Here is a 13,540-nt window from a genome sequence, read left to right on the forward strand (position 1 = left end):
ACTGGTAGGTTTGGAACTTTTTCTGAACTGGCGGAATGTCAAATTTTTCCCGCCGATTGACGAGTTGACCACCAAAAGCGTTGTCGATAGACCGCTTTGGCGTTAGTTTTGCGTTCAATCGGGCTTCCATACCCTGCTTTTCCATCCCCCGTCAGGTGATGTGAGGGTGAGTCCGGGGTGAATTGGACAAGTGTCTTGCCAAAAGTAGTACACGTACTAGTTTTTTCGTTATGTTGTGACGGCGCGCACACGTTTTGTCCGAATCCACTGCCTATGTTTGCCCTTCCGAAGGAAGTGCCCATGCCCCAAATCTCTCAGTTGCGGCGATTCGCCGTGCCCATAACCGGAACCGCCATGGTCGCGGGGATGCTGCTGATCGGCACGCCCGCATCCGCCGCGATCTCGACCACCGGTTTCAAAACAGCGTGTGTCGCAGGCTCCATCATCGGAGACGTCCACAAGGTCACCGACAACCTCATCACGGTCGACGCACCCGCTTCTGTCCAACCCGGCGAGACTTTCACCTACCGAATTCAGCCGAGCGGAACGTCGTATCCGGACAAGGATTCCGGCGCGACGACTACGAACCTGTCACGTCTCAAGGTCGACTACGCAATCCCGGCCAACGCGACGTTCGTTTCCGCGGCCGTCGTCGCGGGCACCTCGGTCGGACTCGACAGCGTCGCACCGAACGTTCTCAGGGTCAACGACTCTGGCAACGTCGACGGTAGCGGCGGGATCCTTCGGCTGTCCGGAAACAACCAGGTGATCGGCAACAGTCCGACGACGAGTACCAACTCGGAGGGAGGTATTCGAGTACCGAAGTCCAAGAAGAACCTCGATGGCTCGACAAACGGCAACGGAGACACCTGGTTCCGGCTTCCCGCAGTCGACGTAACAATGGTCGCTGGTGCGACGGGAGTGATCCAACCGAAGGTGAGGACCGCGGGTACGGCCGGCAACCTCGGTGCCAGCGAAAACTTCAGCACTCAGCTCGCAAAGGCGAGTTTCCTTGGTACACAGTGGGCGCCGACCCGTTGCTCGCCCCGCGAGAACAAGGACACCACACCGCTCAATGCCGGCGCGGGTCCGCTTGCGACAATCAGCATTGCTTCGGCTCCGGTGGATGTGGAGACGACGACGTCGCTCTCGGTTCCGGCTACGGCGATCACGGGCAGCGCGGTTGATCTGACTGCGACCGTGGCTCCGAACAATGCTGTGGGTACGGTGCAGTTCAAGTCGAATGGCACGGCGATCGGTTCCCCGGTGGCAGTCTCCGCGGGTGTTGCGACTCTGTCACATTCCTTCGATGCTGCTGGTGCACAAAGTGTTACCGCTGACTTCACTGCCGGTGCAGGGTTTGTCAGCTCCTCGGCGTCGGCTCAGACGGTGACGGTTTCTGATCCGGCTCCGGTCGATGTGGAGACGACGACGTCGTTGTCGGTTCCGGCGACGGCGATCACGGGTACGGCGGTTGATCTGACGGCAACGGTGGCTCCGAACAACGCTGTCGGTACGGTGCAGTTCAAGTCGAACGGCACGGCCATTGGTTCGCCGGTGACAGTCTCCGCGGGTGTTGCGACGCTGTCGCATTCCTTCGATGCTGCTGGCGCTCAGAGTGTTACCGCTGACTTCACTGCCGGTGCAGGGTTTGTCAGCTCCTCGGCGTCGGCTCAGACGGTGACGGTTTCTGATCCGGCTCCGGTGGATGTGGAGACGACGACGTCGTTGTCGGTTCCGGCTACGGCGATCACGGGTACGGCGGTTGATCTGACGGCAACGGTTGCTCCGAACAACGCTGTCGGTACGGTGCAGTTCAAGTCGAACGGCACGGCCATTGGTTCCCCGGTGGCAGTCTCCGCGGGTGTTGCGACGCTGTCGCATTCCTTCGATGCTGCTGGCGCTCAGAGTGTTACCGCTGACTTCACTGCCGGTGCAGGGTTTGTCAGCTCCTCGGCGTCGGCTCAGACGGTGACGGTTTCTGATCCGGCTCCGGTCGATGTGGAGACGACGACGTCGTTGTCGGTTCCGGCTACGGCGATCACGGGTGCGGCGGTTGATCTGACCGCGACGGTTGCTCCGAACAATGCTGTCGGTACGGTGCAGTTCAAGTCGAACGGCACTGCGATCGGTTCACCGGTGACAGTCTCCGCGGGTGTTGCGACGCTGTCGCATTCATTCGATGCTGCTGGTGCTCAGAGTGTTACGGCTGACTTCACTGCCGGTGCTGGCTTTGTGAGTTCGTCGGCATCTGCTCAGACGGTGACCGTTTCGGATCCGGCTCCGGTCGATGTCGAGACGACGACGTCGCTGTCGGTTCCGGCTACGGCAACTACGGGTGCGGCGGTTGATCTGACCGCGACGGTTGCTCCGAACAACGCTGTGGGCACGGTGCAGTTCAAGTCGAACGGCACGGCGATCGGCACTCCGGTGACAGTCGCGTCGGGTGTTGCGACATTGAGCCATTCGTTCGATGCTGCTGGCGCTCAGAGCGTTACGGCGGACTTCACCGCCGGTGCAGGGTTCGTCAGCTCCTCGGCGTCCGCTCAGACGGTGACGGTGTCCGATCCGGCTCCGGTCGACAAGGCGACGAAGACGGTTCTGAGCGTTCAGGGTGAAGCCAAGGTCGGACTGCCTGTTGATCTCTTCGCGACGGTGTCCGAAGATCCCTCGGACGCCCTGGTGCCGTCCGGCGGAACGGTTCAGTTCAAGATCGGTGGAGTCGATCAGGGTGCCCCGGTCGCGGTTGTTGACGGAGTTGCCAAGCTGCCGCACGTGTTCGGAGCAGAAGGCACCTTTGTAGTCTCGGCTGTATTCAGTGGCTCCGGCGTGTTCACGTCGTCCACCGCGGAATCCGTCGACGTCAATGTCACGGTTCCGACCCCGTCGGATGTCGAAAGCTCTACGTCGTTGACGGCTCCGTCTTCGGCAAAGGTCGGGACGTCGGTGCAGCTGAAGGCTGTGGTCAGTTCTTCCGGCGCGACGTCGGGAACCGTCCAGTTCTTCGATGGAACGACTCCGATCGGAACGGCCGTCGATGTTGTCGGTGGGCAGGCTGTGTTGAGCCACACCTTCACCACGACCGGCAACCATTCGATCACCGCGGTCTACAGCGGAGCCCAGGGCGTCACGGGTTCCACGTCGACTGCATCGGTTGTGAACGTCGGTAACGGGGGCGGTGACTTCGGTTCGCTCGGATCGTTGTCGCTGCCGTTCGGGTCCTGATTCTCCGATGATGTGATGCCCCTTGCGCCCGACGGGTGCAAGGGGCATCACTCTTCGCGAATCGATGATTGGTCGTTAGCAGAACTATCGGCAATTCGTGAATATTTGTCTGAAATAACTGATACAAGTACTACTTTCGACGGGTACTGTACGAGCGTCCAGCTCCATTCTGATTTCCGCTCTGTTCGAGTGACCTCCTTCCGTGCGGTTCCCGATCCACGTCTGTTGCTAGCTGAGGAGAGTTCGTGTTGGTGAGAAGAAGTTCCGCGGTTGTGGTGGCGGCGTTGGTCGGTGGCGTGCTGGTGGCAGGTGGTGTTGCTTCGGCTGCTCCGACGTCATCTCCCGCGGTGGAGAACACGATCGGGTTCAAACTGGGTTGCGATGGTTACGAGCACCCTGGCTTGGGCAGCATCTCCGACGAATTCCACTCCACGGGCGTGACCATCTCGGCTCCGGAGAAGGTCGCGGCGGGGTCGACGTTCACCTACCGAGTCCAGCCAGGTGCGATGACTGTTCCCACGAGTGGTCATGCGGGGCGTTCGGCGATCAGGTGGACACGGATGAAGTACGACTTCGACATTCCTGCGGGGGTGTCGTTGGTCGATGCTCAGGTAGTGGCGGGTACGTCGTCGAATTTGTCGGGTGCGGCGCCCTCGGTAATTCGAATCAACGACGGTGGTTCGCCGGATGCTGCGGGCACTCACTTGCGTATTTCGGGGAACAATCAGACTGCTGACTCCAATGGCGGTGGTGGAAACGGTCCGAGTACAAGTAAGAACGATGATGGCGGAATCGGCGCGGAGGCTGGAAAGACTTTCCGGTTGCCGGCGATCGATGTGACGGTGATTGCGGGTGGTGCGGGTAGCACTGTGCAGCCGAAGTTAAGGGTGACGGATGGCAATTCGGGATCCTTTGATTCTCCGAAAAATGCCTTCACCTTCTTGCAGCGCGAGAAGGACGTCTTCACCGTCGCATACTGGGAGAGGTACAACTGCTCTCCGCATGACTCACGCAGCGCGGGATTGAATGCGGGTGGTCAGGCATTGGCCACCGTCAACGTCGTCTCGCAGGTGGCGACCACGACCGCAGTGACGTCCGGCGCGTCGGCAACGATCGGTCAATCGACGGATTTGATTGCGCAGGTCTCCCCGGCGCCGACAGGCGGCACCGTTCAGTTCAAGGATGGCGGGACTGACATCAGCGCCCCGGTGGCCGTCGTCAATGGCGTTGCCACACTGCCACATACATTCACCGCGGCGGGAGATCACTCCATCACCGCTGTGTACGACGGAGTTCTCGAGTTCTTGACCTCAACGTCACCGGCGCGCACAGTGAGCGTGGCTGCTGCCGATGTACAGACGACCACGGCGCTGACAGTTCCGAGCAGCGCCGTCGAGCAGACCTCGGTCGCGCTGACCGCAAACATCTCTCCGGCAGCTGACGGCGGAACGGTCCAGTTCAAGGACGGTGGCACAGACATCGGCGGACCGATCGCGGTGACTGCCGGCGGAGCGACCCTGGATCACACGTTCACTACGACGGGATCGCACTCGATCACTGCGGTCTACTCAGGCACTGCAGGTTTTGGTGGTTCGACCGCGCAAGCTCAGACCATCGAGATCTCGAGCTCAGCGCTGAGTACGACTACAACGCTTCAAGTTCCGGCTGCTGCGATCACGGGTACTGCGGTTGATCTGACGGCGACGGTTGCTCCTTCCAACGCTGTCGGTACGGTGCAGTTCAAGTCGAACGGCACGGCGATCGGTTCCCCGGTCACGGTGTCCGGTGGGACTGCGACGCTCTCGCATTCGTTCGATGCTGCTGGCGCTCAGAGCATTACGGCTGACTTCACCGCTGGTGCAGGCTTCGTCAGCTCCTCGGCATCGGCCCAGACGGTGACGGTGTCCGATCCGGCTCCCATCGATGTGGAGACGACGACGTCGCTCTCGGTTCCGGCGACGGCGATCACGGGTGCGGCGGTTGATCTGACGGCGACGGTGGCTCCGAACAACGCTGTGGGTTCGGTGCAGTTCAAGTCGAACGGCACGGCGATCGGCACTCCGGTGGCAGTCTCCGCGGGTGTTGCGACGCTGTCGCATTCGTTCGATGCTGCTGGTGCTCAGAGTGTTACGGCTGATTTCACTGCTGGTGCAGGGTTTGTGAGTTCGTCGGCGTCGGCTCAGACGGTGACGGTCTCTGATCCGGCTCCGGTGGATGTCGAGACGACGACGTCGTTGTCGGTTCCGGCGACGGCGATCACGGGTGCGGCGGTTGATCTGACGGCGACGGTGGCTCCGAACAACGCTGTGGGTTCGGTGCAGTTCAAGTCGAACGGCACGGCGATCGGTTCGCCGGTGACAGTCTCCGCGGGTGTTGCGACGCTGTCGCATTCGTTCGATGCTGCTGGTGCTCAGAGTGTTACGGCTGATTTCACTGCTGGTGCAGGGTTTGTGAGTTCGTCGGCGTCGGCTCAGACGGTGACGGTGTCCGATCCGGCTCCGGTCGATGTCGAGACGACGACGTCGCTCTCGGTTCCGGCGACGGCGATCACGGGTGCGGCGGTTGATCTGACGGCGACCGTGGCTCCGAACAACGCTGTCGGTTCGGTGCAGTTCAAGTCGAACGGCACGGCGATCGGTTCACCGGTGACAGTCACGTCGGGTGTTGCGACGCTGTCGCATTCGTTCGATGCTGCTGGTGCTCAGAGTGTTACGGCGGACTTCACTGCCGGTGCAGGCTTCGTCAGCTCCTCGGCATCGGCCCAGACGGTGACCGTTTCGGATCCGGCTCCCATCGATGTCGAGACCACGACGTCGCTCTCGGTTCCCGCTACGGCAACTACGGGTGCGGCGGTTGATCTGACTGCGACGGTTGCTCCGAACAATGCTGTGGGCACGGTGCAGTTCAAGTCGAACGGCACGGCCATTGGTTCACCGGTGACAGTTTCCGGTGGGACCGCGACGCTGTCGCACATCTTCGATGCTGCTGGCACTCAGAGTGTTACGGCTGACTTCACCGCTGGTTCCGGATTCAAGAACTCGGTTGCGAGTGCGAAGTCAGTTCAGGTGAGTGTTGCCGACCAGGAATCCGTCGTCGAACTGAATGTCCCCACCGACGCCAAAACTGGTGTGGCGACCGACTTGTGGGCAACCGTCCGAACGTCGTCGGATGACGCTGTCGGCGTCGGAACCGTGCAGTTCTACGACGGTGGCGTCGCGATCGGCGGTCCTGAAGCGGTGACGGCAGGAGCTGCTGGTCTGTCGCATACGTTTACCTCTGCGGGTGCGCACAGCATCACGGCGGTTTACTCGGGAGGAGCCGGTGTAGTCGGGTCCTCGGCCCAGGCGCGGACGGTGAATGTAACGGACCCTGCGCCTTCGGATGTCACCACGGAGACTGTGGTGACGGTGCCTGCCGATGGTGTGGTGAACAAGTCGGTGACCCTGTCGGCGACTGTCAGTTCGGTGCAGAACGGTGGAACGGTGCAGTTCATGGATGGGGACACCCCGATCGGTGACGCTGTGCCAGTGGTCAACGGGATTGCGGCGCTGAACCACACCTTCACCACAACCGGTGCGCATTCGATTTCGGCAATCTACAGCGGCGCAGCCGGATTCACAGGCTCCACCTCGGCGGCCCACGCAATTCAGATCAAGGCTGCAACCGGCGGTGGCACGGGCAGCCTCGGTTCAGGCAGCGCTGGCTCGAGCGATTTCCTTCCCTTCGGTTCCTGACCGAAGCGGTTCAGGTCGCGGCCCCGAGGCAGTATCCCTCGGGGCCGATCGACAGGGTGAACTGCATCGGGCGTGAGTTACCGGTTCCGTCGCTGACGGGCAGGGTGACACGGACGTAGTCGCCGCGAACCGGAGTGACTGTTGCAGCGTCGGCGTCGAAAGACTTGATACCGGCCAGCTGATTCGGATCGAGCTTGAGTGGCGGCTGGCCGGTGGCGCCGGTGCCGTCGGGATCCCACGGGCTGTTGCCGGGGCAGATCAGTGGATAGAACGTCTCGACGTCGCGGGTATTGACCGGCCGTCCCGTGGCGCGTGAGAGAAACCGGACGACGGCGTGGGAAGCGTCGGCCGCGGTGTAGAAGTTTGATTGCCCCGCAGGGAAGACGAACGGGCACGCATAGCCGGAAGCGATCTCCGAGCGTTTGGCGGCGACGGAGAGTCCGCCTCCACTCCAGGTGACCGCGTACTGGCCGTCGACACCTGGCGCGGCGATGGCCGTCAAGATGGCGGGCACATCCGAGTATCGGTCGGCAATTGTTGTGGGCGGCATCGTCCAGCATGCGTTCGTGAGCGCGTCGACGTCCAAAGACACCAGGTCCGTTGCCCAGGCCGCCAAGGCCGGCGCAGCAGCCGGATTACCGGGCACGTCACCAACCGGAGGTGGCGCGACCGGCGCGGCGGGCGCAGTGGTGGTCGTGGGCGCGAGAGTGGTTGTCGTCGTGGTTTCCGTCGTAGGCGGAGACGGTTCGTCCGTCAGGATTCCTGTCCGTCCGTCGTCCTCACATGCGGTTATCGCCAACGTCATGGCGAGTGCGACTGCCCCCACTGCCGCTCGTCCTGCCGACTTCATTCGTTCTTACGCCCCTTTTGCGACATTCTGACCAACATCCACCCCATAACTGCTGCGGGTCAGATCACGGATTCCCGTCTACGCTAGCGAACTGTGGATCCCGTTTACAGAACAGTCATCGGCATCGCCCGTACCGTCTTCGCTTTCGAGGGCCTGAAGTTCTCCGTCAAGGGAGAGCAGAACATCCCGGCGTCCGGTGGCGCCGTGATCGCGATCAACCACACCGGATACATGGACTTCACGTATGCGGGACTGCCGGCGCGGACCCCCAAGCGCTACATCCGGTTCATGGCGAAGAAGGAGGTCTTCGACAACAAGATCTCCGGACCGATCATGCGGGCCCTCAAGCACATCCCGGTCGACCGCGGCGCGGGCGCCGACTCCTACAAGGCGGCCGTAGATTTCCTGAAGCGCGGCGAATTGGTGGGCGTGTACCCCGAAGCGACGATCAGTCGGAGCTTCGAGATCAAGGAATTCAAGTCCGGCGCCGCCCGGATGGCGATCGAGGCGGGCGTCCCGATCGTTCCCGTCGTCATCTGGGGCGCTCAGCGCGTGTGGACGAAGGGTTATCCGAAGCGGTTGGGCCGCACCAACACTCCCATCTCCATTGCCGTCGGCGAGCCGATTGCACCTTTCGAACCGGCGAGTGAGCTGACGGCGAAGCTACGGTCGACGATGCAGGAGTTGCTACTCGATCTGCAGAAGGACTACGACCATCCCGCCGGCGAGTACTGGGTACCGGCCCGCCTCGGTGGCAGCGCGCCGACGCTCGAGCAGGCAGACAAGATGGATGCCGACGAGGCCGAGGCGAAAGCCAAAGCACGTGAGGCGCGGAAGTCCGAAGGCTGACCCATGTCCTTCGAACCCGTTTACACCGCCGTCGAGGTAGTCGCGCGTGGTCTGAGCGGTTTTCAGGGCGTGAAAGTCACCCGCACCGGGACGGAACACGTCCCGGTGTCCGGCGGCGCCGTCATCGCGATCAACCACACGAGTTACCTCGATTTCATACCGGCGGCCCTGGCGGTCGGCACCGCGAAACGCAAGCTCAGAGTGATGGCCAAGGCTGAGCTGGCGGACAACAAGGTCCTCGGCTTCCTCATGCGTGGATGCGGCGTCATCGAAGTGGACCGCTCCGCCGGAGCGCAGGCGTATCGAGCCGGAGTCGACGCCCTCGAGCGTGGCGAATTGGTGGGCGTCTATCCGGAAGCGACGATCAGCCGGAGCTTCGAGATCAAGGAAATGAAATCCGGAGCAGCTCGGATGGCCATCGACGCCGGCGTGCCGATAATTCCGCTGATCGTCTGGGGCGCCCAGCGGATCGTCACCAAGGGCGGACCGAAAAATCTGGGCCGCAATCATTTCCCGATCTCGGTGGAGGTGGGTGCACCGATCGATCCGGTCGAGCCCGCCGAAGCGCTGAGCGAGATCCTGCGCATCGAGATGGATGCGATCCTGCGCCACGTTCAGGACGGGTTCGTGCACGAGCCCGGGGCGTACTGGGTGCCTCGTCGACTCGGCGGTGGCGCGCCGACGCCGGCGGAAGCCGCGGCCATGGATGCCCAGGAACGCGCGAAGCGGGCGCGCTGAATAGACGGCGCTTGCGCTGATGCGGTCAGTGCACAGCGTTGGCTCCGTACTCGGCCTGCGCACTCGTGAAGCCCTCGTACTCGAGCTGTTCGATCAGTCCTGACCTGGAGAACGACGTCATCTCGAGGTACTGCTCGGCACTCAGCGCAGCCTGCTTGTTCCAATCGGCGTTCAAATTGTCTACGGCGTACGTCGCATCCTCCGTGGAGAAACCTTCGTACTCGAGCTGTTCGATCAGTCCGCTGCGGGAGAAGGCAGTCATGTCGATGTACTGCTGGGCGGATCGGACGGCGTTGCGCTGACCGGAGCTTACCTGCGGCCTGGCCGGGGCAGGCGCAACTGTCGGAGTGACCACAGGTGCGGGCGCCTGGTACGTGGTCGTCGTGGGCTCCGCCACCTTGCTGGATGGCGGGGCAGGAGCAGCGGTCGGCGAACTGACGATCGGTGCGACAGAGGCGCGCGACGTAACGGCACTGGTAGTGGCCTGTAAGGCGCTCGAGCTCGGTGCAGCGCTGGTGGTTTTTGCGTCGTCCTTGTCTCGTCCGCCGAGAATGCCTGCGACGACGAGCAACGCGACGACTGCACCGGCAATCCACGGCCACTTCTTCGACTTCTTGGTCTCAGGTTGCGGTTGTGGCGGAATCTGGAATGGAGGCTGTGGGCCCCCGTAAGGTTGCGGCAGATCGGGTGGCACGGACATGGGGTGTTCTCCTTGAGAAGGTTGATCGTCTCGGGTTCGAGGACGAAAGGACCCTGAGTCAGGTGCGCCGAAGGAGCAGGGCAGCGGTCCCAGGTAAGGCCGAATGTCTGGTTCTCCCGCAATAGATACCAGACCGGTCGGACTGAAATGTGATTTGCGGGTATCTCTCGGGGTTCGCGATCTCCGGTGAGGACGCGCGAAGCGGGCGCGCTGAGCGAGACCGTCGTACCGGGCAGGCACAATGGCGGTGTGAGCCCAGACCGTCGTATCAGCCCTGACCGCCCAACCTTGGTTGCGACCGATGTCGACGGCACCCTCATCGATCACGACGAGTTGGTCAGTGCCCGCACCCGCGCCGCCGTGCATGCCGTCGTCGAATCCGGCACGCCGTTCCTGCTGGCAACCGGGCGTCCTCCGCGATGGATTTCGCCCGTCGTCGAAGGTTTGGGATACGCGCCACTCGCCGTCTGCGCCAATGGAGCCGTTGTCTACGACAGCTACGCCGACCGCGTCCTCAGCGCCGCGACCTTGTCGGTCGACGCACTCACCGAACTCTCCGAGTTGGCTCTGGTTGCACTTCCCGGGTCGGGATTGGCCGCGGAACGGGTGGGGGAGAGCGCACACGACGCCGCCACCCCACAGTTCGTCAGCTCACCAGATTACGAACACGCCTGGCTCAACCCGGACAACACCGAGATGTCCGAGGACGAAGTGCTTGCGGCGCCGGCCGTCAAACTCCTGATTCGCCGTCCAGGCATGACCAGCACGGCGATGTACGACACGCTCGCCCCGCACGTCGGTGCGCTCGCCGACATGACGTACTCCACCGAGAACGGACTGATCGAACTCTCGGCGCCGGGAATCACGAAGGCGTCCGGCCTGGTTGCCGCGGCCGAAAGGTTCGGCTTCGACCTGTCTGGTCTGGTGGCCTTCGGGGACATGCCCAACGACATCCCGATGCTGGGGATGGCACGCCTCGGCGTTGCCATGGGCAACGCTCACCCCGAAGCCAAAGCCGCAGCCGACGAGGTCACCGACACCAATTCGGAGAACGGCGTCGCAAAAGTCCTCGAGCGCTGGTGGTCGTAGAACCCACCAGCGCCCGAGGACGTGTACTGCTCGAGTGTCAGCCGACAGGCGCGCTGTTGGCCATTTCCTGGGCAAAGGTCTCGTTGTAGGTCTTGAGGACCTTCGTGACCATGCCGGTGATCTGGTTGAAGATCAGCGAACCGTTCTCGAAGTCGCTGCGCAGGCCGTCCGGGATCGAGTATTCGTCCGAGATCGGCAATCCGAGTTCACCCGCGTCGGAACCGAAGCTCTGCCACGACTTGAAGATCTCGCCGAGCACGGTGAACACTCCGCCGTTGGGTGAGGTGTAGACAGCGCCGTTCTGGAACAACGCACCCTGGTTGCCGAGCTTCGCCTGCAGGATTCCGGACAGCGCCTGGCCGAGGCGTCCGAGGTCACCACCTTCGGCGATCCACTTCTGCGCGAGCGGTGAATTGTCGGTGATCTTCAGAATCTGGGTGACCAGGTCCGGGATCGACGATCCGGTGCCACCGGTGACCGTGTCGACCGGAGTGGTCGGCTTGGGCGCAGGCGTCGACGGATTGGAGGGGTTCGACGGGTTCAACGATCCCCCGATATTCGCGGCCGCGATGTTCCGGATGTCGTTCATGTGTGCGTATGCGGCATCACCAGGGCAAGCCGTGTTTCCGACGTCGCGGTGGGCGAAGATGATCGGCAGATCCACTGCTGCGCCCTGCGGGTACGGAGTGAACTCCGTGCCCTCGGAGTACATCGTCGTTCGACCCTTCGGGTCGAGGCCGGCCAGGCCGAGCTTCCAACCGAGGAACTTGCCGACGGCATTGAGCGTCGCCTGCGAAGGCTCGACGGTGGAGTAGTCACCCATCATCGCGATACCGGTGGTGTTCTCGTTGAAGCCGCCGGCGTGCGCGCCCTGAACTGCTTTGTCGAGTCCGCCTGCGCGGCCTTCGAAGGTCTGACCGTACTTGTCGACGAGGACGTTGTATCCGACGTCGCACCAGCCGAGAGTCCGTGCGTGGTAGGCGTAGATAGAGCGGACGATGCCGGCCGATTCTTCCTTGGTGTAGTTGTTGCTGCCCGCGGTGTGGTGAACGGTTGCTCCACCGGTGAAGTCGTCGTACGTGGGGGAGTCGCAGCGAAGTGACTCGTCGGCTCCCCACTGTGCGCGGGTGATGACGGAGGGTCCACTGCCGCCGAGCGGTGCCGCGACTGCCTGCAGATTGCTGTCCGCGTCGCTGGTACCCGGATCGATCAACACTGCGGTAACGGCATCTGCTGCCGTCGTCGCCTGGCGTAGCGGCTTGGACACCGAAGCCGGGGTGTACCCGAGTTCGCCGGTGGCTGCGGGTGCTTCCGCGGGCACAGGTGCTTCGGCAGGTGCTTCGGCAGGCACAGGCGCTTCAGCAGGTGCTTCGACAGGTGCGGGTGCGGCTTCCGGAGCCGGAACAGCTTCGGCCGCGGGGGCAGCGACACCCTGCGGGGTGAGGATCTGGATGGACTTGGTGGCGCCGACGAAGACAGGTTCGGTGGCGGTACCGGCATTGGTGGCCTGATCCGAACTGGCGGAGTCGATGGCGTCAGGGGTGAACCACGGACCCCAGGTGCCGTCTTCGGCCAGGGCGCGGACCTTGGACTGCGCCGAAGCGAGCGTGTCCGAGGTCAACGCGACCATGCTGAACGGAGTGTCGCGGGTGACTTCCTTGACCACGGCACCTGGCTCTTCCTCGGAAGGAACCGGAGCGGTTTCGGTCGGGGCACCGGGAGCAGCGGGTGCCGGGAAGAGCTCGGTCGGCAACGTGATCCCTGGAGGTAGCGGGATTTCGGTCGGGAGCTTGAGGTTTCTGAGATCGCCCAGGTTGATGTCGGGGAGATCGAGACCGGTCAGCTCCTTGACCGGAATGATGATGTCGGGCACCGACGCGAGGAGCACCTCTGCGATCTGGGTCGGCACTGCTACTGACGTCGTTTCGTTCGCGGAACGTACATCGGACGTAGTGCTCGTGAAGCCGTAGACCGCAAAAGGACTTGCGACAGCCACTGCGGCTACAGCCCCGAGTACGAGCGAGGGCTTCGGTCGACGGTGTGGCAAGGGATTACTCCTCGGTTGTAGTTACTTGCGAGCGAACTTCAGGGCCGATGACGGCCGTGAACGGAATCCTTCAAAACCGGATCCGAGCAGGTCGGATGCCATGTTCTGGGGTTGAACTCCAGTTTTCGGACGCGTACGTCTGCAACTCGTGATGCTGATGTGACTCGTGTGACTGGTGTTGCTAACTCCAAACACTCTTGCCACACTAGTCACAAAAGTCCATAACGCTCAACCTTAGGGTGAGACTTTAGTTAAATCGTTGTGGACTGGCCTGCGCGCGAAGTACCGACTTCGCGGACTCGTGAGGC

At 62.6% G+C, this 13,540-nt stretch carries 8 protein-coding genes; 5 read left to right on the forward strand and 3 right to left on the reverse strand.

All coding sequences use genetic code 11. The features are described from left to right. Positions 1–300 precede the first annotated feature (300 nt). Together RA302_RS01055 and RA302_RS01060 are read left to right on the forward strand one after the other, a co-directional pair. Complete coding sequence (locus tag RA302_RS01055; RefSeq protein WP_225320225.1) at positions 301–3,225, forward strand: Ig-like domain-containing protein; 2,925 nt, start codon at positions 301–303, stop codon at positions 3,223–3,225. A gap of 251 nt (positions 3,226–3,476) precedes the next feature. Beyond that, on the forward strand, positions 3,477–6,959 hold the full coding sequence (locus RA302_RS01060) for an Ig-like domain-containing protein (RefSeq protein WP_166501629.1): 3,483 nt from the start codon (positions 3,477–3,479) through the stop codon (positions 6,957–6,959). 10 nt (positions 6,960–6,969) lie between these two features. Here RA302_RS01060 and RA302_RS01065 read toward each other — a convergent pair whose 3' ends face one another. Continuing rightward, positions 6,970–7,809, reverse strand: coding sequence for a hypothetical protein (locus RA302_RS01065; protein WP_166501630.1), 840 nt, complete (start codon positions 7,807–7,809; stop codon positions 6,970–6,972). Between the two features lie 93 nt (positions 7,810–7,902). On the opposite strand from RA302_RS01065, the gene RA302_RS01070 reads away from it, so the two are divergent. Both RA302_RS01070 and RA302_RS01075 read left to right on the forward strand, forming a co-directional pair. Then, positions 7,903–8,658 carry a lysophospholipid acyltransferase family protein gene (locus tag RA302_RS01070; RefSeq protein ID WP_020905757.1) on the forward strand — a complete coding sequence of 252 codons (756 nt, stop codon included), beginning with the start codon at positions 7,903–7,905 and terminating at the stop codon, positions 8,656–8,658. A gap of 3 nt (positions 8,659–8,661) precedes the next feature. Beyond that, positions 8,662–9,396, forward strand: a complete 735-nt coding sequence (locus RA302_RS01075) for a lysophospholipid acyltransferase family protein (protein WP_029254200.1) — start codon at positions 8,662–8,664, stop codon at positions 9,394–9,396. Positions 9,397–9,421: 25 nt separating this feature from the next. Here the strand turns inward: RA302_RS01075 and RA302_RS01080 are convergent, their stop codons facing one another. Then, complete coding sequence (locus RA302_RS01080; RefSeq protein WP_238054105.1) at positions 9,422–10,096, reverse strand: Ltp family lipoprotein; 675 nt, start codon at positions 10,094–10,096, stop codon at positions 9,422–9,424. A 267-nt stretch (positions 10,097–10,363) separates the two neighbouring features. On the opposite strand from RA302_RS01080, the gene RA302_RS01085 reads away from it, so the two are divergent. After that, positions 10,364–11,185, forward strand: coding sequence for an HAD family hydrolase (locus RA302_RS01085; RefSeq protein WP_113683552.1), 822 nt, complete (start codon positions 10,364–10,366; stop codon positions 11,183–11,185). A 37-nt stretch (positions 11,186–11,222) separates the two neighbouring features. Here the strand turns inward: RA302_RS01085 and RA302_RS01090 are convergent, their stop codons facing one another. Further along, complete coding sequence (locus tag RA302_RS01090; RefSeq protein ID WP_070796556.1) at positions 11,223–13,232, reverse strand: N-acetylmuramoyl-L-alanine amidase; 2,010 nt, start codon at positions 13,230–13,232, stop codon at positions 11,223–11,225. Positions 13,233–13,540: the final 308 nt, after the last annotated feature.

The organism is Rhodococcus sp. DN22 (assembly GCF_036669995.1).
Classification (GTDB): domain Bacteria; phylum Actinomycetota; class Actinomycetes; order Mycobacteriales; family Mycobacteriaceae; genus Rhodococcus_F; species Rhodococcus_F erythropolis.